Consider the following 22936-nt stretch of genomic DNA (forward strand, 5'->3'; position numbering starts at 1 on the left):
CTAGTAACAATTATGGCTTTTTCTTCTATTGTACGTGCCTTGGCGCGATCGCCACTCACCGCAGAACTCAACACCAAACTCAACAAACACCAAGAATTGCGGTTAAATGGCATTTCCCGCTTACCCAAGGGTTTGATAGCTTCGGCTTTGGCCAACAATGAGGGTAGGGATTTGTGCGTGATCTGTGCCACTCTGGAAGAAGCCGGACGGGTTTATGCCCAAATGGAAGCGATGGGATGGAAAACTGTGCATTTTTACCCCACCTCGGAAGCTTCCCCCTACGAACCTTTTGACCCCGAAACCGAATTAAATTGGGGTCAAATGCAGGTTTTGGCCGATTTGATCAATGGTCAGTCACCTCAGAAAAATACAGCAGTTATCGCTACTGTAGGGGCGCTACAACCACATTTACCTCCCCCAGAGGTATTTAAATCTTTTTGTCTCTCTTTAAAAAAGGGGATGGAATACGATTTAGATGAGTTCAGCGAAAAAATCACAACTCTGGGCTATGAACGGGTTCCTTTGGTGGAAACTGAAGGACAATGGAGTAGACGGGGGGATATTGTGGATGTGTTTCCCGTTTCTTCTGAGTTACCAGTGCGGTTGGAATGGTTTGGGGATGACATCGAACAAATTCGGGAATTTGACCCCTCTACACAACGTTCTGCTTTAGATAAAGTTAATCAGATTTCTCTTACCCCTACTAGCTTTGCACCAATTGTCACCGCAGCACTCAAAGATAGTGAACAGTTTCCGGCACTGAATGTTGAGTTAGATCATGACTCAGAACTGATTGAAGGTAGTCGGCGTTTTTTAGGGTTAGCTTTTACAAAACCGGCTTCACTTTTGGATTATTTACCAGAAAATACCCTGGTTGCTATTGATGAGGTAGAACAGTGTCACGCCCATAGCGATCGCTGGGTAGAAAATGCTGATAGTCAATGGAAATTTGGAACTGGGGAAGAATCTCCGCAGGTTCCCAAAATTCACCGATCTTTTGATGAGTGTTTAGTTGCAGTTGGGAATTTTAAGAAGTTATATTTATCAGAATTAGCAGAAGAAAATAGTGGTCTTAATTTAGCTAGTAGACCTTTACCTGTTACACCTCATCAATTTGCCAAGTTAGCGGAAACAATTAGACAAGAACGCGATCGCAAGTTTGCCGTTTGGCTAATTTCTGCCCAACCTTCACGTTCTGTTTCTCTACTCCAAGAACATGATTGTCCTGCCCAGTTTATCCCTAATCCTCGTGATTACCAAGCAATTGATAAACTACAAATTAATCATATACCTATCGCACTCAAATATTCCGGTTTAGCAGAATTAGAAGGTTTCATTTTACCTTCTTATCGTTTGGTGATTGTCACCGACCGCGAATTTTACGGACAACATTCTTTAGCTAATTTTGGCTATGTCCGCAAACGTCGCAAAGCTACTTCTAAACAAGTTGATCCCAATAAATTACGACCTGGAGATTTTGTTGTTCATCGTAGTCACGGTATTGGTAAATTTGTCAAGTTGGAAAGTTTGACCATTAATCATGAAACTCGTGATTATTTAGTTGTACAGTATGCTGATGGTTTGTTAAGAGTTGCTGCTGATCAAGTTGGTTCTTTGTCTCGGTTTAGAACCAGTGGAGATCAAGCCCCAGCACTGCATAAAATGACGGGTAAAGCTTGGGATAATACCAAGAATAAAGTCCGCAAAGCAATTAAGAAATTAGCGGTAGATTTGTTAAAGTTGTATGCAGCGCGATCGCAACAACAGGGTTTTTCCTATCCCGCAGATATGCCTTGGCAGGAAGAAATGGAAGATTCTTTCCCTTATCAACCTACCACAGATCAGCTAAAAGCGGTGCAAGATGTGAAACGGGATATGGAAAGTGAAAGACCGATGGATCGGTTAGTTTGTGGTGATGTGGGTTTTGGTAAAACTGAAGTTGCGATTCGGGCTATTTTTAAAGCTGTCACCGCAGGTAAACAAGTCGCACTTTTAGCACCAACCACGATTTTAACTCAACAACATTATCACACGATTAAAGAACGTTTTGCACCTTATCCTGTGAATGTGGGTTTACTCAACCGTTTTCGTAGTGCGGAAGAAAAACGCAATATTCAAAAACGTCTGGCAACTGGGGAATTAGATATAGTTGTGGGAACACATCAGTTATTAGGTAAAGGTGTACAATTTAAAGACTTAGGACTTTTGGTAATTGACGAAGAACAAAGATTTGGTGTGAATCAAAAGGAAAAAATCAAAAGTCTGAAAACTCAAGTTGATGTGTTAACTCTGTCTGCAACTCCCATTCCGAGAACTTTATATATGTCTTTATCTGGAATTAGGGAAATGAGTTTAATTACCACACCACCCCCAACCAGAAGACCAATTCAAACCCATCTTGCACCTTTAAACCCGGAAATTGTCAGAAGTGCAATTCGTCAAGAATTAGATAGAGGTGGACAGGTTTTTTATGTAGTTCCGCGAGTTGAAGGAATTGAAGAAACAACTGCAAATCTGCGGGAGATGATTCCAGGGGGAAGATTTGCGATCGCACACGGTCAAATGGACGAAAGTGAGTTAGAATCAACCATGCTGACTTTCGGAAATAATGACGCTGATATCCTTGTTTGTACGACCATTATTGAATCTGGTTTAGATATTCCGCGAGTTAATACCATCTTAATTGAAGATGCTCACCGTTTTGGTTTGGCTCAATTATATCAATTACGTGGTCGTGTTGGACGTGCAGGAATACAAGCTCACGCATGGTTATTTTACCCCAAACAGCGGGAATTATCTGATGCAGCTAGACAAAGATTAAGAGCAATTCAAGAATTTACTCAACTCGGTTCTGGTTATCAATTAGCAATGCGAGATATGGAAATTCGCGGTGTGGGTAACTTGCTAGGTGCAGAACAATCTGGTCAAATGGATGCAATTGGATTTGATTTGTACATGGAAATGTTAGAGGAAGCAATTCGAGAAATTAGAGGTCAAGAAATACCCAAGGTTGATGATACCCAAATTGACCTGAATCTCACCGCGTTTATTCCTTCAACTTACATTACTGATATTGATCAAAAGATGAGTGCTTATCGTGCGGTAGCAACTGCAAAATCTAAAGAAGAGTTAAAAGCGATCGCCGCAGAATGGACTGATAGATATGGTACTATCCCCGTTCCAGCAAATCAACTTTTGCGGGTGATGGAATTAAAACAATTAGCAAAAAGTGTAGGATTTAGTCGCATTAAACCAGAGAATAAACAGCATATTGTTTTAGAAACTCCAATGGAAGAACCAGCTTGGAATTTATTAGCAGAGAATTTAACTGAGACTATGCGAAATCGGTTTGTTTATTCACCTGGAAAGGTGACAGCAAGGGGTTTGGGTGTGTTTAAAGCTGAACAACAATTGCAAACTTTAATTGATACTTTTGGAAAAATGCAAGGTGCTATTCCTGAAGCGGTTTTAGTTTGATTTATGGGCGTTGCTGATTAAGAGTATGATTTTGTTTCACGCAGAGGCGCTCCAGTCACAGAGAGTAAGAGTTTGAAATCATTGATTTTTCAGTTTCATACCCTAATTCAGCAACGCCGATTTATGGATTAATTTATCTCACGCAATCGCTTTTAGAGATGTTGTAATAGTAGATGCAGATAACACAAAATAGGGTGGGCAATGCCCACCAATTTTTTAATCAAATTCTAAATTATATTCTCAAAGAAAATTCTCGCTCAAAAATATCTATCTAGGGGTTGCTGAAAAAGTCTTGTCGTGGAGACAGGGAACTCTTAACAGGGAACAGGGAACAGGGAAAAGTTTCAAGAGTTGGATGGGAGCAATTTTTACTGGGAATCAAACTGAAATGCAAGGTTTTCAAATTCCCACGCCATAAAATCTTGCACTTTTTGAAAGTCAAAATGCCTCAAACCTTTTACCTGTAAAGTTTTCCAATTTATTCAGCAAGCCCTATCTAGCTACCGCACAAGTCGTTGAAAAGATTGCGTCTTTCCTGGCTTTAATCGCATAATTTCCCCATTTGACCACTTTTTCAAATATTTGCCTAGAAAAATATGGTGCTATCCTACAGCTTACCTCCGAAACCCATTATTCACAGGTTGCACCTGTCCAGGATAAGATAAGTTAGATGGCGGTAATTGACCAGGCTGTTGCCCAGTATAATTACCATAATATCCATATCCTACGGGAGTAGTGTTGTTAACTACACCTTGAATTGGAGGCTGAACAGCATAAGGATTATTAGGTACAACACCATAAACCCTATTAGTCGGTATTCCTACATTTGGTGCGGTCTGAACTCCATTAAAATTATTGTAATAATTTGGCTGCATATTTGTTACAGTCGGTTGAACATAACCTACACCAGAAGTAGCGGGTAAACCCTGATAAGGTAGACTGTTAGGAGTATAAATTGGACTTACTCCTCCATTGTTAATCAAAGGACGAATTGGAGTTATATTACTTGATTGTTTGATAGCTAATTCTAAAGGATTAACAACAGAAGTTTGATTATTTATAGGCTGATTATTTAATCCTATCCCCAAGTTAGAGGCAGTTTTTGGCTCTGTCGTTTCTGCCGATGTAGCCAAATTATTAATACCTAGAAACTGACTTCCGCTATTACCTCTATCAGAATGCAATAAGGTTTCTGCTTGCTCTACAAAGGGATTTTTTGCACTTACCGGAGAAACTTGATTAACTATCCCCGAACCAGGATTTGATTTAGCTTGATTAGCATCAGCATTTTGTTTATTAATTATATCCTCCAAAAATGGTTCGCTATTATTTGCCTGAGTATCGCTTCGCAATGTAGTTACATTTGCAGACACAGTTGCTTCTGCAAAATCACTCAACAAACTCGGCATATTATCAATATCAGCAGCGATCGCTTGATCTTCATTAGAAATTGCCGTTTCCTTAGCAGTTTCCTCAGTAGTTTTGGTAGTGACTACTTTTTTAGCAGTTTCTTTATTTTCATTTTGAGTAAAAAACCCAGGATTGAACCAAGATTCCCAAATCACGAACCCTACAATCACTAAAAAAATTCCTGTTCCCCAAAAACTAGGCCGCAAGAAATTGGATAACCTAGCTTTGAGATAGCGTAAATAAGCAGGGGGATAGTTGCGTTCTGGCATAATTTAGTTAAATATAATTAAATTGTTAAAACTTGGGAAACCCTGATCCTAGTTGAATCTAGCTCATGGTCATATCATCATAGACTCTAAAACATGGTGAGTGATCAGTAATACAACAAAATTATTGAAAAATTTATTGTTATTCAAAGTTTCACTGGAATAAATTCATAAAAACCCCTACGTGTTAAGTAGGGGTTGCGGAAAAAGTCCTTTCGTGGAGATAGGGAACTCTTAACAGGGAAGAAGTTTTGGGCAATTTTACTTTTCGTTACATACTAATCTTCGAGAAGCCGCTCCGCGTCTACGGTTTTTCTCTTGCCACCTACTTACCAGTCCTATTTGAGTTGTCATAGCTTGCGTAGCGTAGCCATACTGACTCATGAGGGCAGGCAATAGGGAACCGTATTGGTTTATTCACCTTTGGGCAACTCGCATCAACAGAAATACACCTACTACCAAACCAAACAAGTTAGGCAACCAAGCACCTATCAAGGGAGAGAGAATATCAGCTTGTGCTAAAGCCCCGGAAACTGATAATAATAAATAATAACTGAAAATCACTATCACACTAATACCAAAACTTGTGCCTTTTCCAGTACGTTGAGGTATGGTTCCCATCGCAGAACCAACTAAACCAAAAATAATACACACAAAGGGAAAGGCAATTTTTTGTTGAATCCGCACCTCTAATTTTCTAATTTTTTGGGGATTTCCAGCCAAACGTTCTACTTCCAATTGTTGTAAGGCTTGAGAAATATTCATCTCTCCATAATCTCGGCTATTTTCTGCTAAATTTAAAGGTGTGCGTGGAAGTTGCAATTGTTGATGTTCAAACCGCAAAATGTTCCGATAGGAACGGTCTGGAGCAACTAAATATATTGTACCATTATAAAAATCCCAAACTTTTTCAGAAGCATTCCACTGGGCAGATTCTGAGACTAAAATTTGATTTAGTCCTTCTCTAGAACGGTCAATAATGGTTAAACCTTTCATTTGTCTGCCATCAAATTGATCAGCGTAAAACAAGCGAGAGAGTAATTTATTTGTGCTACCATCTGCTGCTTTCTCTTCCCGATATTCAGGATAGTAAATATTTTGTTGTTTAAATGATGGTTTATCCGATTTTAGTGCTAGTTCTAGGGTACGAGTGGCTTCATAATTTGCTGCTGGTGCAATTTGTTCATTAAAAAGATATGTCATACCTGTAACTAAACTGCTTAATAATACAGCAGTTAGTACCAGACGATAAACACTTACTCCGCATCCCCGTAAAGCGATTAGTTCACTCTCACTGGATAACTTGCTATAAGTCATCAAAGTAGCTAGTAAGGTGGACATGGGAAAGGAATAAACCATCACATAGGGTAATTTTAATAAGAAAACCTTGAGCGCAATGTTAATTGGTAATCCTGATTCTACGACTTTTCGCAATAACTCAAATAAACTATCAATTGCTAAGACTACAGAAGTAAATGCCCCAACTCCAAATAAAAAAAGCGGGAGTAACTGCATAGCCAAATAGCGATCCATGATGGAAAAAGGCAGCAGCGAACCGAGAGAGTAGAAAGATTTAATCTGCTTAGATGTCATAAAAAAATTCAAAATTCAAAATATGCTTAATTTTTCTGTCAGGGATACACAATTAAGAAATTCAGATTTGATCTCTTTTTTCAACCTGGTCTAACTTTTAAAGTTAAATATCCTCAACTCTGATGCAATAGAGGTTTGAAACTAATTGTATGATCCTAATTGAAGTTGATAATGACGTAAATTTTAGAGCAGATATACAATTTTTTATAGCTGAAAAAATATTAAAGAAGATGTTATTAAAAATAATATAGCAGCCCTAAATCATTTGAAAATTTTTTTCTGTTCCCTGTTCCCTGAGTTTAGGCGGAGAAATTATCACCTAAATAATATTGCCGTACTAATGGGTTATTATAAAGTTCATCAGCATTACCAAAAGCGAGAATTTGTCCTTCGCGCATGATGTAGGCACGATCAGTAATAGCAAGGGTTTCGCGGACATTGTGATCTGTGATTAAAATTCCCATACCGCGATCGCGCAATTGTCCTACAATTTCCTGAATTTCCGATACTGCTATCGGATCAACTCCTGCAAAGGGTTCATCCAAAAATAAAAATTTGGGTCCTTCTCTTCCTGCTGCCAAAGCCCTTGCTAACTCTGTCCGTCGTCGTTCACCTCCAGAAAGCTGAATACCTTTACTATTGGCAACTTTCTCTAAGCGAAATTCCCCTAGTAACTGATGCAGTCGTCTTGACCACTCCCTACGTGGTACATTAGTTTGTTCCAGCACTAAAAGAACATTATCTGTAACGGAGAGTTGACGAAACACACTGGCTTCCTGTGCCAGGTAGCCAATACCCAATCTAGCTCTTTTGTGCATTGGCATTCCTGTAATATCTAAATTATCCAACCATACCCTACCCTGATTGGGTTTTTCTAAGCCTGTGGCAATATAAAATGTGGTGGTTTTACCAGCACCATTGGGTCCGAGTAAACCGACAATTTCACCTTGGGCAACAGAAAGGTTAACGCGATTGACAATTACTCGCTTACCATAAGATTTGTGAATATTTTCTAAAACAATTTTCACTATTCGCGTTTTTGTGGTATTGGATGCTAATTAGAACGCTTGAGGGCTGGTGTTTTGGGTGCAGGTTTAGCCGTTTGTCCATTGTTAGTGTCATCCACCATGTAAACCGATTCTACCTGACGATTGGACTGGGGTAAGGCGATAAATCGACCTTCGTCAATCAAATAGGTCACTTTCTCCGCCCTAATACTATTATTACCTTGTTGCAAAATATAGACGTTGCCGCTGAAATCAATCCGTCGTTCTTTGCTAAAGTATTGTGCTTGGGCTGCGGTTGCTTGTAACTGACGCGCAGGATACAACATCTGCACGTTACCGCGAGCGGTGATTACTTGACTTTTAGCATCATATTCTTGCACATCAGAGCGAATAGTCAGCGGGCGATTTCCCCCAGATGATTGGGCTGTAGCGGTAGGAAGTTGGTTAGGAAGGGAAACTGTACCCAAGAGGGCTACAGGCAGCATTAAAGCTAATCCTAGACGGCTCATCTGTGACTTTAGCAATTGATAGGGAGGTATCATAACAATTGGTGATAGAAGATTTCAGGTTATAGCAGGTTACAGGTGACAGGTGACAGAGTTGAAAGCCTGTTTGTGTCTCAGTTTTATCATCTGTTGAAGTCCTAACCACCTTGGTAGTTGCTTTATATCCTAATTTGAAGGCTTGACGGTTTCCTGCACCTGAAGGTTTCTTTACTTCTATTCTTTAATAATAGAAATTCTGGGTAAAGGCAAGGCTGCGGTTTCCTGCCAATCACCACTGGCCATTTTTTCTGGATCTGTTTGTTGGAGTGCTGTTAACAATTCTGCACTCTGAAGTAACAGTTCTTCTACATTGATACCGCAATCATTGTCTGGGTAACGACGCAGACGATTTCTGCCTTCTCCCAATAAAATCATTGCTCCTCGTAGGTTGCGATTACCCAGGTGATATAAAGCTACAGCAATTTGCAGGATACCCTGATACAAACTTTTTTCGGGTTCAGTTGCTTCAATCCACAGAGCTTCTAAGGTGTCATGACAAGCGTAGAACTGCCCAGAGTTGAACTGTTCTACGCCTTGCCAAAATTCTTGGGGTAGATTTTCACTCATCCCATGCTATCCCGCACTTCTTTGATGGTTTCGATAGAGATTTCTTGTCTTTCGCAGGCAAAATCGTTGTCACTGGTGAGAAATAGCATACAGTGGCACTCTTTGCGTTCTCGCATGGGTACGCACGGACAGTTCCAATAGGCGGCGTTGACTTCCGCTTCTTTATCTTCATAGTGACGGCAGGGACATAAAGGCGCACCGAGGTCGTCTTTATGTTTAGCTAAACCTTCAATCACAACTGCTGTAACGGAAGGTTCAGTACAGAAGTACGTTCCAGTCCGTTTGGCATATTGTTCGGAAAAATGCCGCATTGCCTCTAGGCTCTTATCACTGGATTTTGTGTTAACTTCTGAATTGATCATGGGATCGGCGTTCATAATTTAAATATTTCTTTGCATTGTACAACAGGCGGGAGGCAGGGGAGCAGGGGAGCAGGGGAGCAGGGGAGAAGAAATATTATCTTTCTTTTGAATCCTGACTCCTCAATGTCCTTTTAAAATGAACTTAATGGTTTTTGCAACTGGAGTTGCAGTTCTTGTTCACTTTGCAGGATGATGCCGGTGTAATCTCGATTTATTACGACTTGTTTTATGGGAGAAGCTATATTCTCCCATAAAACCCAACGACTTCCCAGAGGTAACTCAGATAAGGTGAGGGGGTTTTGGGTGAGCCAAATTAAGGGGTAGTTCTCTGGTAGTAAATTAGCTTCTTCCAGAGGGTTGGTTGCTGCTAATGTTTCCAGAACGGTAATATCACCTTTGACTAAACCTGTGGCTGCTGTCCAAAGTTGTACTTGTAATTGTTGTTTTTGGGCATAGAAATACAAGGATGCAGCAGCTGTGACTGCTTGCTCAAATTGTTCTTCTTGCCATTGGGCAGCACTATCAAGGGCAATGATGATTTCTTGACCACCTGTGATAATTTCTAATTCGCGTACTCGTAATTCTCCGTAACGGGCGCTTGTACGCCAATGGATGAGACGAGTAGGATCACCGATGCGATAAGGACGGAGCGATCGCACTAATCCTGTTGTGGCTAATTGTAAGGGTTTACCACGGGGATCATTTCTTTGACTGTCATCTTGGCCAATCTCATCCACTAATGGGCAGGTGGTGAGGGGTAGAACGGTGGGATAGACTATGGCGATCGCTTTACTTTCTCTTTGACGACGACACCAAAATAAACCCCAAGGCGCACCTGTAGCTAATTCTACTTTATCCCATCTGTATAATCCCCGGCGTTGGGTGGGGTGGTAGTATTGCCAGCGGTAACTATTTTTTGCTTCGATGGTATCAATGGGATTTTTGATTGGTTTGCCTAAAATGAAAGGTAGGATATCGGCAACTTGCAATAAAGTTACAGGTTTTGGGGTGGGATTATAGATTTCTATTTCTATGCTGAGTTCGTCTCCGACGCTGACTGGTGGAATGGGAGAGCGTTTGACGACTAGATTTTTGAGCGATCGCGGTGCTAAAAAAACTGATACACCCAGAAGAGCCAGACAAACCCCACTAATTACATATAACCAGCCCGCCATTGTGTTGATAGCAGCGCCTAAATAACAAAGAGCAACGCCTGTTAATACCCAACCGCCATAGGTAGGTGATGAAGCGTGAGTTTCTAGCCAATTGGTGACTTTTTTGGTGATTTTCATAGTGCAAGGAGGCTGGAGGGAAGAAAGCAAGTTTTATGAGCTTTGTCAACAGTTTCTTTTTTAACTTAAAAATAATTGAAATGTATAGGATTTTAGTGAGTTCAGAAATTTTAAAATTAATAGTGGGTTATGACTAACCCACCATAAAAACTAACAACTTGCGTTAATTTAGATCATCTAAGATCCCAACCTAGTTAATTCTCTATGGTTTTCTTCAGAGACCAGCAAAACAGGTAATGTTGCGTTGCTGACATCAACTTCTGTATTTGGCTCTACATCTGAAGATTTGTGTTGGCTGAGAACTATTGCAGATAAAACAAAAGCTGCACCAATAAAACCATTTAGCCCCAGTTGTTCACCAAGTAACCAATATGAGAATATTGCTGCAAATATTGGCTCTAGCGTGTAGAGTAAAGCTGCTTCTTCAGATCCTATCCAGCGTTGAGCTATTGTTTGCAGCCAGATAACAAGAGCAGTTGCAACTAGCCCTAAATAAAGAATCACGCCCCAATTTTCATTAATGATCTTCCACTCTGCAACTAATTCTGTATTGCTCCAGATTAAGCCCATAACCGCAATTACAAACAATTGGACGCTGGTGAGAGATAAAGATGGGTGGCGGGATGCTACTTTTTCTATAATTAGGGTATAAACTGCATAAAGAAAGGCATCACCTAACATTAATAAATTGCCAATTCCTAATACTCCCTCTCCCCAACACATCACGCCAATACCAATAACAGCAAGTCCGGCTGATAGGAATGTTTTCAACGGTAAGTAACGACAAAAAAGCCAACCCAGTAGAGGTACTAAAATTGCACTCAGACTAACAATAAATGATGCCTGGTTTGCATGGATACTCTCAAGAGCAATTGTTTCAGTAGCTAAATAGGCGAAAAATATGATTCCCAAGATTAAACCATCGCGTAACAAAATGGCGTTTAGCCGCCGCAAATTAACGCTAAAAAATAATGCTGCCACCGCAAATCTTGTGGCAATTAAAACACTAGGAGAAAGACTAATTACTGTTTTTTCAATCAGTGGGAAAGTTGTACCCCAAATGATGTTGATAACAACGAACAGAATAATTCCCTGAAGGTGCAAATTGTTTTGTGTAAGTTCACGGGTGGAAGTACGGAGTCTGACACTAGCCGCCACCCAGTGGCTAAATATATTACTTAAAAACAATATCATACGGATTTTCCAGCTATCCCTTCCAGAATTAGGAACAGAGTGGCTAATATTGTTATCACCATTCTTTTTGTTAAATCAAGAGAATTTTGCTCTACATAATAAATACTATAGCAATCTGATGTGATTTATAAATTTATTCTTGGAGGCAGGGAATAGAAAATAAAGAAGGTAGATGTGTAGGTAATCTGTGTATTAGTTAAAAATTAATGGTAAATTGTAATAGTGATTTAAATCTATGGTTTGCATAAATTCTATCTAGACTAGGATTGGCGCTAAAGCGCAACTTTGGACAAAGGATTATTTTGTTAATAAACTCATGAAAGTTATCACAATTAATATTCTCTTTAAACTGAATTATTGGACACAACGCAGACAATTATTAGTAGAGGGACTAAGAGCGGAAAATCCTGATATCATTGCTTTACAAGAGGTAAGTTTAGCAGAAGATACTGCTGCTTGGATTGGAGAACAATTAAATATTCCCTATATTTATAAAGCTGTACCCAAGGAAGTATGTAATAGTGATTTACCTTTTGGGTTAGCTATTCTCAGTCGTTATCCGATTGAAAAAACAGCCGCACTTAATTTAGAACATCAGGGTAGAATTGCTCAATATGCACAAGTTAAGTTAGATGATAATAAATCAATAGTAATTTGTAACGGTCATTATTATTGGCATCCCGGTTCTCACAAAAAACGTAATAAACAAATACAAATGATGTTAGATTGGTTATCGCAATTTTCTGATGAAATGCCGATAATATCGGTGGGAGATTTTAATGGTACTCCTGAAACATCAGGAATTGCATTAGTTAAAGAAAAATATCAATCAGCTTATGAAGTATATCATGGAAATGAGCCAGAATATACTTGTCCCACACTTTTAGGTCAAGATAAAATTAGTTGGAGAAACAGATTAAAACAATTTTGGAGAACGTTAATTTTTAATATGAGTTGGAAACCCTGGAAGGGAACTTTAGATTATATTTTTATTAATCAGCATTTACAAGTGCGAGACTGTCGAGTAATTCTCAATCGACCAGCAGCGAATAATCGTTATCTTTATCCTTCGGATCATTTTGGGATTGTTGCAGATTTGGAGATTGTTGATAGTTAGATTTTTTATTTCACGCAGAGGCGCAGAGGCGCAGAGAGAAATTAAGAGGTATGATTATGCCCATCCTGTAACCTGTCTCCAACTTGCCAAACCATAGTTGATAAATAGGAATAATTTTAGGTCTATTTTGGCACAATTTTAGACAGTATGCTACATGACTAATGTAAGTAATTGTAAAGGCTTCTATCTTGTGTATTCTTGGTAAATAAAAATCTGCATACTAGACTTGGGTTGATTGTTTTTCTTAATTCTAATTAGCTGATTAGTAAAATCAGAATTTTCACTCAGGCAACTCTGAAGTATTCTAGCTTGTCCTATATAATCTCGATCATCTTTACAGATGATAATACCAGAGTGAGAAATTTCACTTTGATGAAGTGCAATAAAATCATCTCGGTTGAGTGTGAGTACAATTCGTTTCTCTTGAGTCGCAAATGCCAAAACTTCATCATCTGGGATACCTTGATTAGCTTTTCCTGCTTCGTAGGAAGTAAGCACATCATATTGATATTGGCGTAATTGTTTCACAATTTCCAGAGGAAAGTTTTCATCAGCATATAATCTCACCATCAGTCATCCTCATTTTGAGCAGTGATGATCAGATCAATTTCTGAAGGATGTTGTTCATAATAATTCCAAACTGCTGTTAAATCTTCAGATGTCAAACTAGGATAATTTTGCAGCAATTCTACATCATCCGCTCCCTGTTGTCTCAAAGACACCAACACCCATACAGGAATGCGAGTATTACGAATTCGAGCATGGCCACCACAAATTCCCGGAGTTTTTTGGATAGCATGAGATTTGAGACGACTTTCTAAAAGTGTTCTTTCTTCTGGGGAAAGTGCCTCAATTACTTGTACAAGAGAATAAACCAATTGCTGATTCATATCCTACTTAAAAAAGAAGGTTTTTAAAATTATAAATTATAACTGCTCTCTCACCCAATTTCTAAAACTCTTAATAGTCGCATTTCTCCCAGCAGTTTTACTCTTCTCCAAATATTGATGAATCACATCAATTAAAGGTAAACTGGGCAAATTTAAACTTGACTGAGACTCTATATAATTACCATCTACTAAAACATTAATTTGCAATTTCCCATTTTCAAACCTCCACAGTTCTGGAACTTGCAAAGCTTGATAAATATGTGGATGAGTGCGGGAAGTAATATCAATTTCTAAAGCTAAATCTGGAGGAGGATCAATTGTTAAATCTAACCGCTTTTTACCTCTAATTAAAGCTTCATTTTTAATATAAAAACATTGATCAGGTTCTATCCCCTGATTCATAAATTGATTTTTAAATGTCGTAGAACCAAGACATCTAAACTCAATATCCAATTCTTCTAACAATGCCTTAACTAAATCGCTAATAATTTCCTTATCGTCCTCATGTTCTGGTAAAGGAGCCATAATTTCTAACATTCCCCTGTCATAAGCAATTCGCGCTGCACGATGCTCTCCTAATTCTTCCAGAATTGCTTCTAATTCTGTCCAGGTGACATTCTGCAATAAAACCCTTTGTCCTGGTGGTACATGAATGCGCTTGAATTCCAACAACATCATTTCCACTCCTGGAAAAATATCAAACTTTAAATATTCTATAAATTAGTATAAATCTCTTTTTTTTCTCTCTGCGTCTCTGCGTCTCTGCGTGAGAAAAATCTTATGTCAATGCCTTGGGATTTTAGCTAACAATACCAGAAATCCCAAACAATGTCAATATCAATCGCTGAAAAAACCAAACTTCGTCAAATAATTGAGAATAGAATCAATAATATTGAGAATAGAGGGGGTTTATTGAGAAAAAACTTTTTTTCAGGAATTTGGGTAAATCACAGATAAGTTAATTTAATGGAACGCAGATAAACGCAGATAAACGCAGATAAAAAATTAGGGTGGGTTTGTTTTTCCCACCCTGAATAAATTAGCGTTTAGCTAACTTCTTCGCCATCTTGCGGAGACGAATAGATTGTGGTGTAACTTCCACCAACTCATCGGGTCCGATATATTCCAACGCACGTTCCAAGCTCATATCTATAGGTGCTTGCAACTGTACGAGTTCATCACCACCAGCCGCACGGTGGTTAGTTAGCTGCTTGGTTTTACAGATATTCAATTCCAAGTCTTGGGGACGATTGTGTTCTCCCACAATCATGCCTCTATAAACCTTGGTTCCAGGAGTGATAAAGAATGCGCCTCTATCTTCTGCGTTTTTCATGGCGTAGAAAGTTGAAACACCTTCTTCAAAGGAAATTAAAACGCCTTTGTTGCGGGCTTCAATGTTGCCAGAAAGTTGACGGTATTCTAGGAAACTGTGGTTCATGATGCCTTCACCACGAGTCATCCGCATAAACTCACCCCGGAAACCAATCAAACCACGGGCAGGAATCACAAACTCTAATTGTGTGCGATCGCCAGCACCAGGTTGCATATCTTGCATTTCGCCTTTGCGTTGTCCCAGACGTTCAATACAGCTACCAACGGCATCACCGGGAACGTCTAAAACGAGAAGTTCGTAAGGTTCACATGGTTGACCGTTAATTGTCCGGTAAATTACTTGTGGCTGAGATACTTGGAACTCAAAGCCTTCACGACGCATGGTTTCAATTAAGATACCCAGGTGTAATTCACCCCGACCGGAAACCAAGAATTTATCAGGAGAATCGGTTTCTTCAACGCGTAAAGCAACGTTGGTTTCTAATTCCCGGAATAAGCGATCGCGCACTTGGCGAGATGTTACCAACTTACCTTCTTGACCCGCAAAAGGTGAATCATTTACCCAGAAGGTCATTTGCAATGTTGGTTCATCCACTTTAATGAGTGGTAACGCTTGGGGTTCGTTGGGGTCTGTAATGGTTTCCCCGATGTAAGCATCTGCAAAACCAGCCACAGCCACAATATAACCTGCGGTGGCTTCTGCCATTTCCACTCGTTTCAAGCCTTCAAATCCCATCAACTTGGTAATTTTACCTTTGACAATGCTGCCATCTTCTACGACTAAAGCAGCTTGTTGTCCAGCGCGAATAGTACCGTTGTGGATTCTACCAATTACAATCCGTCCCAGATATTCAGAATAATCTAGGGTGGTAACTTGTAATTGCAGAGGTTTGTTAGGATCTCCCACAGGTGCGGGAACATGACGCAGAATAGCCTCAAACAAAGGCTGCATATCTACCGATTCTGCTTCCAAGCTTTCCTTGGCATAACCTCCCATGCCGGAAGCGAACAGATAGGGAAAATCACACTGATCTTCATCTGCACCCAATTCCAAGAACAGATCCAAAACCTTATCCACAGCAACGTGGGGGTCAGCTTGGCCACGGTCAATTTTGTTGACAACAACAATGGGACGCAGACCTTTTTCCAAAGCTTTTTTGAGTACAAAGCGGGTTTGGGGCATTGGTCCTTCATTGGCATCAACAATCAGCAGACAACCGTCTACCATGCCGAGTACCCGTTCTACTTCTCCGCCGAAGTCAGCGTGTCCAGGGGTATCAACAATATTGATCAGGGTTTCTTTGTAGCGAACCGCTGTATTTTTAGAAAGAATAGTAATTCCTCGTTCCCTCTCCAATGCGTTGGAGTCCATGACACAATCCGGAACGTCTTCGCCTTCGCGGAAAATGCCGGACTGTTTCAGAAGAGCATCAACCAAAGTGGTTTTGCCGTGGTCAACGTGAGCGATAATGGCGACGTTACGAATTGGGAGCGTCATAGAGAGTTTAGGTGAACTTTAGTGTTTTTAGATTTAGAAGCTAAATGTTTGGCTGTTTTAACAGATTCGGGGATGTTTTGCCAATTCTGTAACGAACCTTTAATAATTCTAGCGCAATTGTCACAAATATTGTTATTTTGACAAGAAATAGCAAGAGTAAAAAATTTCTGATTTTAAATTGGTGCAACTGGTGCAACATTTTGCTTCAACCAGCCAGTCAAATCTTCACGCCCTAACTGGCTATCTGCTAACATCAGTACCATTTGTTCTTGCTCATCAACCGCCGCAACGATTTCTAACCCGTTCAAAACCAGAAAAGTTTCCATTGCTGCATGAGCAGTACGCTTGTTACCATCAACTAAGGCATGATTCTTGATCAGAGAGAAACCTAACGCAGAAGCCTTATCAATGACTGTAGGATACAAATCATCTCCCCCAAAAGTCATTTTTGGTTGAGCTACAGCAGATTCTAATAAACCTAAATCTCTTATACCCAAAGCTCCCCCAGACTGCTGTATTACCTGACGGTGTAGATACAGGACTTCAACTAATGTTAGGTAACGGATCATGCTAGACGGCGGTACAATTCAGAATTTTTCTTGAGTACATATTTTGCTGCTTGCTCAAAATCACTTTTTGGATAATTTAGCCAATCTTCTATAGTGGCACGCAATAATTCTTCTGGAGAGATGCCGTTTGCTTGTGCCATTACTTGCAGTTGTTGTAATTGTTCTTCTGGAATATTGATAGTAATTGCAGCCATAGCAGTTGTTGATAAAAGCTAGTGTTTTTAATATTTTAAACCGATAACAACCCGTGATTAGCACTTACACCTAAAATTGTGCCAAAATAAACTGATAACTCTACAATTCTACAGGTTATGGTTTGGGTATCAGGACAGCAATTACAAGATGGTAAATACACCATAGAAAATAAGTTGGGACATGGTGGTTTTGGAATCACTTATCTTGCTAAAAACAAAAAGGGTAATCCAGTTGTGATCAAAACCCTTAAAGATACAGATGTAGACAGTAATGATTTTGATAAATGTCTGCAAGATTTCATCAATGAAGCGATAAAACTAGCTAAATGTAGCCATCATCCTCACATCGTCAAAGTTTATGAATGTATCAAAGAAGGTGATATTTGGGGAATGGTAATGGAATATATAGAAGGGGAAGAATTAGGGAATTTAGGTATTTTATCAGAATCTCAAGCTTTGCTATATATTCAACAAATTGGTGAAGCGTTAACCATAGTTCATAACAATGGGTTATTACATCGAGATGTAATACCATTTTTATATGAAGCTGCACAGAATGATTCTTGAATTGACAAGGTTTTCAGCCTCCTAATTATATGCAGCTTCACATTAGATTGGTATAACACCAAGAAATATTTTGGTAAGAAATAATAAATCAGAAGCAGTTTTAATTGATTTTGGTATTTCCCGTGACTTTACACCTAATTCAACACAAACACATACAGAATATAAAACAGCTTTTTATGCACCTCTTGAGCAATATAATCCGCGTGCTAAACGAGGTGCTTTTACTGATGTTTATGCCCTTGCTGCAACATTATATAAAGTATTGACAGGAAACGAGCCAGAAAGTGCTATATCTAGAATGATGGGTGAACCACTAGCACCACCAAATAAACTCAATCCAAATATTAGTGATAGGGTTCATAAAGCAATTCTCAAAGGACTAGAACTGCAATCAGAAAATCGTCCCCAGTCTGTGCAGGAGTGGTTATATCTTCTTAAAATACCAGAAGAAATAATTTCATCTTTGGTTAAGATAGAAAATCAATTACAATTCAAGAATTCATCATTAGAACTGTTCTCAAAATTCACAGACAAAGCTTTAGAAGTAATCAATTTGGCATATCAAGAAACCCGTCTATTAGATCATTATTTTATTGGATCACAGAGTATCCTTTTGGGTTTGATTAGTGAAAATACTGGATTAGCTGCGTCTGCACTAAAGAACAATGGTGTAACATTGGAAAATGCGCGTTTTGAGGTTGAAAAGATTGTTGGTAGAGGTTCAGGTTCTCGCGGAAAAGCAGTATTTACTCCACGTACAATCAGAGTTTTAGAGCTATCACGGGAAGAATCTGTCCGAATGATGAATAAGCAAATTGATACTGAGCATCTGTTGTTAGCTTTACTTGCAGAGGGTGAAGGCGTAGCAATAAGAGTATTGGATAATTTGGGAGTTGAATTATCAAACTTAGAAGACTTTATATTAGAAATAATAGCGCCCTGATTTTAACTGAGAGATTATCTTTCTCTTCCTTCTTCTTATTCCTTCGTGTCCTTCGTCCCTTCGTGGTTCAATCCTTACAAACCTCAACACCAAACCGAAAATACCCACTTAAAAAATGCTAACAGAAAGATTTACCCAAGCATTAACTTACGCCCACGAACTCCACGCAACCCAAAAACGCAAAGCTTCAGGTATTCCCTATATTAGCCATTTATTAGGAGTAACCAGCATAGCCTTAGAATATGGAGCAAACGAAGATGAAGCGATCGCTGCTCTTTTACATGATGCCATAGAAGATCAAGGAGGAGCAGCCACCAGAGAAGAAATTCGTCGTCGGTTTGGGGATAATGTCACCGCCATTGTTGATGGATGTACAGACGCAGACACCACACCTAAACCCCCTTGGAAACAACGGAAAGAAGCTTATATTGCCCATATTTCCACCGCTTCTACTTCAGTGTTGCTAGTTTCAGCATCTGATAAACTGCATAATACCAGATCCATTCTCAAAGATTACCGCATGATTGGTGAAGCAGTTTGGGAACGTTTTCAAGGTGGTAAAGAAGGAACTCTTTGGTATTATCGCTCCCTAGCAGATGCTTTCCAAAAAAATCAACTTACACCCTTAGTCGAAGAACTAGAACGAGTAGTGACAGAATTAGAAACTTTAGCAAAGTAGGTGACAGGTGACAGTAAGAAATTTCCAATTACCAATTACCTAAAATAAAAAATGAAGGATGAAGATGAAAAATTTCATCCTTCATACTTCATGATTTCATAAATCATCCTTTGAGATGATGTTTTTTGCAGACTAACGGAATAGACTACTGAGTGAGGTATCTTCGTGAATACGCCAAATCGCTTCTCCCAATAAATTAGCAACCGAAAGCGTCACTAATTGGGGAAAGTGATCGCTTTCAGGAATAGGAATAGTGTTAGTAACTATAACTTCCTCAAACAAGCCACTTGATAAGCGTTCAATTGCAGGTGGTGAAAATACTGCATGAGTAGCACAGGCATATACCTGACTTGCACCTTCTTCACGTAGTAATTTAGCGCCTTCGGTAATTGTACCGCCTGTATCAATCATGTCATCTACTAAAACCGCCGTTTTGCCCTTCACATCACCGATGACATTCAAAACTTCAGCGACATTGTGAGCCTGACGACGTTTGTCAATAATTGCCAGTGGTGCATCATTGAGTTTTTTCGCAAATGCTCTGGCTCGTGCGACACCGCCGACATCAGGGGAAACAACTACAATGTCATGTAGTTGTTTACTCTGTAAATAATTGAGCAAAACTGGCGAACCGTAAACATGATCAAAGGGTATATCGAAATAACCCTGTATTTGCGCGGCGTGCAAATCCATTGCTAGAATGCGACTAGCACCAGCTTGAGTAATCAGGTTAGCAACCAGTTTGGCTGTGATCGACTCTCGTCCAGCCGTTTTGCGATCGGCACGAGCATAACCATAATAGGGAATTACTGCTGTGATCTGTCGTGCGGAAGCGCGACGACAAGCATCAATCATGATCAGTAATTCCATCAGGTGGTCGTTAACGGGTTGACAGGTAGGCTGGATTAAATAAACATCACAACCCCGAATTGATTCTTGGATTTGAACATACAGTTCTCCATCCGCAAATCTTTTGCGAATCATGGGCCCCAAGTCCATCCCCAGGTAACGAGCGACTTCTTGGGATAGTTGTAAATTGGCAGAACCGGAAAACAGCCGCAGACGATGATTTTCAGTCATTCCTGTTGTGGCTGGTTGCACTGTAAAAGTTGCAGAACTTAGCACAGCAGATCCTCGATGTGCATTCATGGCGATATTATCATCAGAGATTTAGCAGATTTAACCGACATAGATGGACTAAACAAAACATCTGTAAGTTTTATTGAAACTTCTATACAAATTTGCAATATTTCTCCATATACTTACATTCGCTAATTTTCTAGTCCTTCTGGAAAAAAACCAATGAGGATTATACTGACATCTATTTTGGCAAATAGTTTCAGAGTTCCATTTTTGGGAGTTAGGGTGAACTGCCCAACTGAGCATTTGGTATGGTAGATTACCTATTCTACCCGTTTCTTTTATAACTGAGATCACTTTATTCACACATAAAGTCACAATTAATTTAATTATTAGGCAGTAGTCGCTTGTCAACTTGGAAATTGCCGCTGAGTTTCGCACTTACTGAGTCACCTTATGATTAAGCTTTCAGAGTACAGCCAGTTATTTTATGATACTAACGCCAAATTGATAAACTAGCAGGTGGTTAATCACACACCCATCAGTTCAGGAGACAGGGAACAGGCATTGGGGAGATGGGGAGAATAACTTTCTACCTGTCACCTATTCCCTAATTCCTAATTCCTTCCCCAATGACCAATGACCACGTTTATGCTTTAGTTAACTTCTATCTCAGTTGCTATTACACTTAATCAATTGATCATGCAACCACCCATTAAAGTTGGTACTGTCCTACAAAATCGTTACCACATAATTCATGTGCTGGGACAGGGGGGATTTGGTAGAACCTATCTGGCAGAAGATCAGAGGCGCTTTAACGAACTTTGTGCCATTAAAGAATTAATGCTCACAGAAACGGGCGTTTACGGTGGCAAAAAGGCGCAAGAGTTGTTTGAGCGAGAAGCTGCTACTTTATATCAAATCGAGCATCCACAAATACCCAAGTTTCGAGAAAAATTTTCTCAAGACCAACGCCTGTTTTTGGTGCAGGATTACATTGGAGGAAAGACTTACCACGCTCTGTTAAATGAACGGCGCTCTGTTGGCCAAACTTTTACAGAGATAGAAGTATTGCACCTGCTGCGCTCTTTGTTGCCCGTTCTAGAGCATATTCACAAAGGGGGAATTATTCACCGGGATATTTCGCCGGATAATTTGATTTTACGGGATAGTGACTCTAAGCCTGTATTAATTGACTTTGGAGTGGTGAAAGAACTAGCTACGCGGTTATCTACCCCGGAACAAAAGCCGGTGACAACTGTGGGTAAACCAGGCTATTCTCCTAGTGAGCAAATGCAGTCTGGTAAAGCTTATCCTAATAGTGATTTGTATGCACTGGCTGTAACGGCGATAGTTTTGCTGACTGGAAAAGAACCAGCAGATTTATTTAATGAAACTGAACTGACTTGGAACTGGCAGCAGTGGGTAGAAGTTAATCCCCAATTTGCTGAAGTCTTAAATCGGATGTTAAGTTATGTACCCGGCGATCGCTATCAAAGTGTTAAGGAAGTATTATCAGCCTTAGAATCTTTAGACCAACCCAATGTTTCGCTGTCAAATGTCTCATATCTGCAAACCATTGCTGTTGGTCATCGTCCTGATCCTTTACCACCAATACCCAACAGACCTGATCCGGTGATTGCACCGCAGCAAAGTAGCTCAATCTTAGATAACCCTTTACTTATTGGCGCTATTGGTAGTGCTGTGGTGATCTTAGCCGGATTCGGTTCTTGGACAGTGGTAAATTCCTTCCGCAGTCAATCAAAAAAACCACCAGAACAAACAACCTCACCCCAAAGTTTTCCTTCTCCAGTTATTCCTGGCGGTACATCCACACCGACAGCAACATCTACACCAACACCGACACCAAATAATACTGAAGCGGTTGTATATAAAAAACGTTTGAGATTAGGCACATCCAACACAGCTAAGGTCGATGGTACTCTCAAGGCTAATGAAATCATTCAATACAGTTTTACGGGTGATGTTGGACAAAAGTTAACTGTAGCGATTGACCAAGGAAGTGGAATTTTGTTAACTGTGTTAACTGCTGATGGTCAACCTATTGGTTCTGACTCTGAGCGAGTTACTTCATATCAAGGGTTATTATCAAATAGTGGTAGATACATTATTCAATTAAGTTTGTCAGAGGGACTGGCTGAAAGTGATTATAGTTTGAGTGTAGCTTTGGAAAAACCCGTTGAACCTACACCCACAGAAACCCCCACCCCCACAGAAACCCCCACTCCCACAGAAACCCCCACCCCCACAGAAACCCCCACCCCCACAGAAACCCCCACCCCCACAGAAACCTCTTGCCTATTGCTTATTGCCTTGTGACAACGGCAATTTTT

Annotated in this window: 21 protein-coding genes; 6 read left to right on the top strand and 15 right to left on the bottom strand. The window is 39.8% G+C overall.

Annotation, left to right across the window (positions count from 1 at the left end; all coding sequences use genetic code 11):
* Positions 1 to 12: 12 nt before the first annotated feature.
* Entirely contained in the window at positions 13 to 3477 is a 3465-nt protein-coding gene (gene mfd, locus H6G06_RS08745) for a transcription-repair coupling factor (protein WP_190559096.1), read from the top strand.
* Positions 3478 to 4091: 614 nt separating this feature from the next.
* On the opposite strand, the gene H6G06_RS08750 is transcribed toward mfd, so the two are convergent.
* The 8 genes from H6G06_RS08750 to H6G06_RS08785 all read right to left on the bottom strand — a co-directional run bounded on the left by H6G06_RS08750 (position 4092) and on the right by H6G06_RS08785 (position 11713).
* A complete protein-coding gene (locus tag H6G06_RS08750; protein WP_190559098.1) occupies positions 4092 to 5156 on the bottom strand; it encodes a hypothetical protein in 1065 nt (354 codons plus the stop codon).
* 414 nt (positions 5157 to 5570) lie between these two features.
* Positions 5571 to 6686, bottom strand: a complete 1116-nt coding sequence (locus H6G06_RS08755; RefSeq protein ID WP_190559166.1) for an LptF/LptG family permease — start codon at positions 6684 to 6686, stop codon at positions 5571 to 5573.
* A 359-nt stretch (positions 6687 to 7045) separates the two neighbouring features.
* Positions 7046 to 7774 (bottom strand): LPS export ABC transporter ATP-binding protein, encoded by a 729-nt coding sequence (gene lptB / locus H6G06_RS08760; protein ID WP_190559100.1) that lies wholly within the window; start codon positions 7772 to 7774, stop codon positions 7046 to 7048.
* 26 nt (positions 7775 to 7800) lie between these two features.
* The gene (locus H6G06_RS08765; protein WP_190559102.1) at positions 7801 to 8295 is read right to left on the bottom strand and encodes an LptA/OstA family protein; all 495 of its coding nucleotides are present in this window, start codon (positions 8293 to 8295) and stop codon (positions 7801 to 7803) included.
* Between the two features lie 177 nt (positions 8296 to 8472).
* Positions 8473 to 8865 (bottom strand): DUF309 domain-containing protein, encoded by a 393-nt coding sequence (locus H6G06_RS08770; protein ID WP_190559104.1) that lies wholly within the window; start codon positions 8863 to 8865, stop codon positions 8473 to 8475.
* On the bottom strand, positions 8862 to 9227 hold the full coding sequence (locus H6G06_RS08775) for a ferredoxin-thioredoxin reductase catalytic domain-containing protein (protein WP_190559168.1): 366 nt from the start codon (positions 9225 to 9227) through the stop codon (positions 8862 to 8864). Before H6G06_RS08775 ends, H6G06_RS08770 begins: the two co-directional genes overlap by 4 nt.
* Positions 9228 to 9358: 131 nt before the next feature.
* The gene (locus H6G06_RS08780) at positions 9359 to 10519 is read right to left on the bottom strand and encodes a DUF58 domain-containing protein (protein ID WP_190559106.1); all 1161 of its coding nucleotides are present in this window, start codon (positions 10517 to 10519) and stop codon (positions 9359 to 9361) included.
* A gap of 177 nt (positions 10520 to 10696) precedes the next feature.
* The gene (locus tag H6G06_RS08785) at positions 10697 to 11713 is read right to left on the bottom strand and encodes a DMT family transporter (RefSeq protein ID WP_190559108.1); all 1017 of its coding nucleotides are present in this window, start codon (positions 11711 to 11713) and stop codon (positions 10697 to 10699) included.
* Between the two features lie 316 nt (positions 11714 to 12029).
* Between H6G06_RS08785 and H6G06_RS08790 the strand changes: the two genes are divergently transcribed.
* Positions 12030 to 12830 carry an endonuclease/exonuclease/phosphatase family protein gene (locus tag H6G06_RS08790; RefSeq protein ID WP_190559110.1) on the top strand — a complete coding sequence of 267 codons (801 nt, stop codon included), beginning with the start codon at positions 12030 to 12032 and terminating at the stop codon, positions 12828 to 12830.
* A gap of 183 nt (positions 12831 to 13013) precedes the next feature.
* Here the strand turns inward: H6G06_RS08790 and H6G06_RS08795 are convergent, their stop codons facing one another.
* The 6 genes from H6G06_RS08795 to H6G06_RS08820 form a co-directional block, all read right to left on the bottom strand.
* A complete protein-coding gene (locus H6G06_RS08795) occupies positions 13014 to 13400 on the bottom strand; it encodes a DUF5615 family PIN-like protein (RefSeq protein ID WP_190559112.1) in 387 nt (128 codons plus the stop codon).
* The gene (locus H6G06_RS08800) at positions 13400 to 13720 is read right to left on the bottom strand and encodes a DUF433 domain-containing protein (RefSeq protein ID WP_190559114.1); all 321 of its coding nucleotides are present in this window, start codon (positions 13718 to 13720) and stop codon (positions 13400 to 13402) included. Before H6G06_RS08800 ends, H6G06_RS08795 begins: the two co-directional genes overlap by 1 nt.
* A 36-nt stretch (positions 13721 to 13756) precedes the next feature.
* Positions 13757 to 14395, bottom strand: a complete 639-nt coding sequence (locus tag H6G06_RS08805; protein ID WP_190559170.1) for a Uma2 family endonuclease — start codon at positions 14393 to 14395, stop codon at positions 13757 to 13759.
* A gap of 364 nt (positions 14396 to 14759) precedes the next feature.
* Positions 14760 to 16550 carry a translational GTPase TypA gene (gene typA, locus H6G06_RS08810; protein ID WP_190559116.1) on the bottom strand — a complete coding sequence of 597 codons (1791 nt, stop codon included), beginning with the start codon at positions 16548 to 16550 and terminating at the stop codon, positions 14760 to 14762.
* A 173-nt stretch (positions 16551 to 16723) separates the two neighbouring features.
* The gene (locus H6G06_RS08815) at positions 16724 to 17119 is read right to left on the bottom strand and encodes a type II toxin-antitoxin system death-on-curing family toxin (RefSeq protein ID WP_190559118.1); all 396 of its coding nucleotides are present in this window, start codon (positions 17117 to 17119) and stop codon (positions 16724 to 16726) included.
* Complete coding sequence (locus H6G06_RS08820; RefSeq protein ID WP_190559120.1) at positions 17116 to 17313, bottom strand: ribbon-helix-helix protein, CopG family; 198 nt, start codon at positions 17311 to 17313, stop codon at positions 17116 to 17118. The genes H6G06_RS08815 and H6G06_RS08820 overlap by 4 nt, the downstream gene beginning before the upstream one ends.
* A 117-nt stretch (positions 17314 to 17430) precedes the next feature.
* On the opposite strand from H6G06_RS08820, the gene H6G06_RS27775 reads away from it, so the two are divergent.
* From H6G06_RS27775 to H6G06_RS08835, 3 genes are all read left to right on the top strand, one after another.
* Complete coding sequence (locus tag H6G06_RS27775; RefSeq protein ID WP_277875183.1) at positions 17431 to 17880, top strand: protein kinase domain-containing protein; 450 nt, start codon at positions 17431 to 17433, stop codon at positions 17878 to 17880.
* 70 nt (positions 17881 to 17950) lie between these two features.
* The gene (locus H6G06_RS27780) at positions 17951 to 18823 is read left to right on the top strand and encodes a Clp protease N-terminal domain-containing protein (RefSeq protein WP_277875184.1); all 873 of its coding nucleotides are present in this window, start codon (positions 17951 to 17953) and stop codon (positions 18821 to 18823) included.
* Positions 18824 to 18938: 115 nt separating this feature from the next.
* Positions 18939 to 19502: an HD domain-containing protein gene (locus tag H6G06_RS08835; RefSeq protein WP_190559121.1), complete on the top strand. Its 564-nt coding sequence runs from the start codon at positions 18939 to 18941 to the stop codon at positions 19500 to 19502.
* Positions 19503 to 19634: 132 nt separating this feature from the next.
* Here the strand turns inward: H6G06_RS08835 and H6G06_RS08840 are convergent, their stop codons facing one another.
* Entirely contained in the window at positions 19635 to 20651 is a 1017-nt protein-coding gene (locus tag H6G06_RS08840; protein ID WP_190559123.1) for a ribose-phosphate pyrophosphokinase, read from the bottom strand.
* Between the two features lie 633 nt (positions 20652 to 21284).
* On the opposite strand from H6G06_RS08840, the gene H6G06_RS08845 reads away from it, so the two are divergent.
* On the top strand, positions 21285 to 22922 hold the full coding sequence (locus H6G06_RS08845) for a serine/threonine-protein kinase (protein ID WP_190559125.1): 1638 nt from the start codon (positions 21285 to 21287) through the stop codon (positions 22920 to 22922).
* Positions 22923 to 22936: the final 14 nt, after the last annotated feature.

The sequence above is a fragment of the Anabaena sphaerica FACHB-251 genome (assembly GCF_014696825.1).
GTDB lineage: Bacteria > Cyanobacteriota > Cyanobacteriia > Cyanobacteriales > Nostocaceae > RDYJ01.

What these genes read in the sequence shown, in the direction of transcription:
- H6G06_RS08800 (WP_190559114.1), bottom strand. Translation starts at nt 13,720, where the DNA reads ATGAATCAGCAATTGGTTTATTCTCTTGTACAAGTAATTGAGGCACTT.
- H6G06_RS08815 (WP_190559118.1), bottom strand. Translation starts at nt 17,119, where the DNA reads ATGATCCGTTACCTAACATTAGTTGAAGTCCTGTATCTACACCGTCAG.
- H6G06_RS08835 (WP_190559121.1), top strand. Translation starts at nt 18,939, where the DNA reads ATGCTAACAGAAAGATTTACCCAAGCATTAACTTACGCCCACGAACTC.
- H6G06_RS08785 (WP_190559108.1), bottom strand. Translation starts at nt 11,713, where the DNA reads ATGATATTGTTTTTAAGTAATATATTTAGCCACTGGGTGGCGGCTAGT.
- H6G06_RS27775 (WP_277875183.1), top strand. Translation starts at nt 17,431, where the DNA reads ATGGTTTGGGTATCAGGACAGCAATTACAAGATGGTAAATACACCATA.
- H6G06_RS08750 (WP_190559098.1), bottom strand. Translation starts at nt 5,156, where the DNA reads ATGCCAGAACGCAACTATCCCCCTGCTTATTTACGCTATCTCAAAGCT.
- H6G06_RS08770 (WP_190559104.1), bottom strand. Translation starts at nt 8,865, where the DNA reads ATGAGTGAAAATCTACCCCAAGAATTTTGGCAAGGCGTAGAACAGTTC.
- typA (WP_190559116.1), bottom strand. Translation starts at nt 16,550, where the DNA reads ATGACGCTCCCAATTCGTAACGTCGCCATTATCGCTCACGTTGACCAC.
- H6G06_RS08840 (WP_190559123.1), bottom strand. Translation starts at nt 20,651, where the DNA reads ATGAATGCACATCGAGGATCTGCTGTGCTAAGTTCTGCAACTTTTACA.
- H6G06_RS08820 (WP_190559120.1), bottom strand. Translation starts at nt 17,313, where the DNA reads ATGGCTGCAATTACTATCAATATTCCAGAAGAACAATTACAACAACTG.
- mfd (WP_190559096.1), top strand. Translation starts at nt 13, where the DNA reads ATGGCTTTTTCTTCTATTGTACGTGCCTTGGCGCGATCGCCACTCACC.
- H6G06_RS08775 (WP_190559168.1), bottom strand. Translation starts at nt 9,227, where the DNA reads ATGATCAATTCAGAAGTTAACACAAAATCCAGTGATAAGAGCCTAGAG.
- H6G06_RS08790 (WP_190559110.1), top strand. Translation starts at nt 12,030, where the DNA reads ATGAAAGTTATCACAATTAATATTCTCTTTAAACTGAATTATTGGACA.
- H6G06_RS08845 (WP_190559125.1), top strand. Translation starts at nt 21,285, where the DNA reads ATGCAACCACCCATTAAAGTTGGTACTGTCCTACAAAATCGTTACCAC.
- H6G06_RS08765 (WP_190559102.1), bottom strand. Translation starts at nt 8,295, where the DNA reads ATGATACCTCCCTATCAATTGCTAAAGTCACAGATGAGCCGTCTAGGA.
- H6G06_RS08795 (WP_190559112.1), bottom strand. Translation starts at nt 13,400, where the DNA reads ATGGTGAGATTATATGCTGATGAAAACTTTCCTCTGGAAATTGTGAAA.
- H6G06_RS08805 (WP_190559170.1), bottom strand. Translation starts at nt 14,395, where the DNA reads ATGTTGTTGGAATTCAAGCGCATTCATGTACCACCAGGACAAAGGGTT.
- H6G06_RS08755 (WP_190559166.1), bottom strand. Translation starts at nt 6,686, where the DNA reads ATGGATCGCTATTTGGCTATGCAGTTACTCCCGCTTTTTTTATTTGGA.
- H6G06_RS08780 (WP_190559106.1), bottom strand. Translation starts at nt 10,519, where the DNA reads ATGAAAATCACCAAAAAAGTCACCAATTGGCTAGAAACTCACGCTTCA.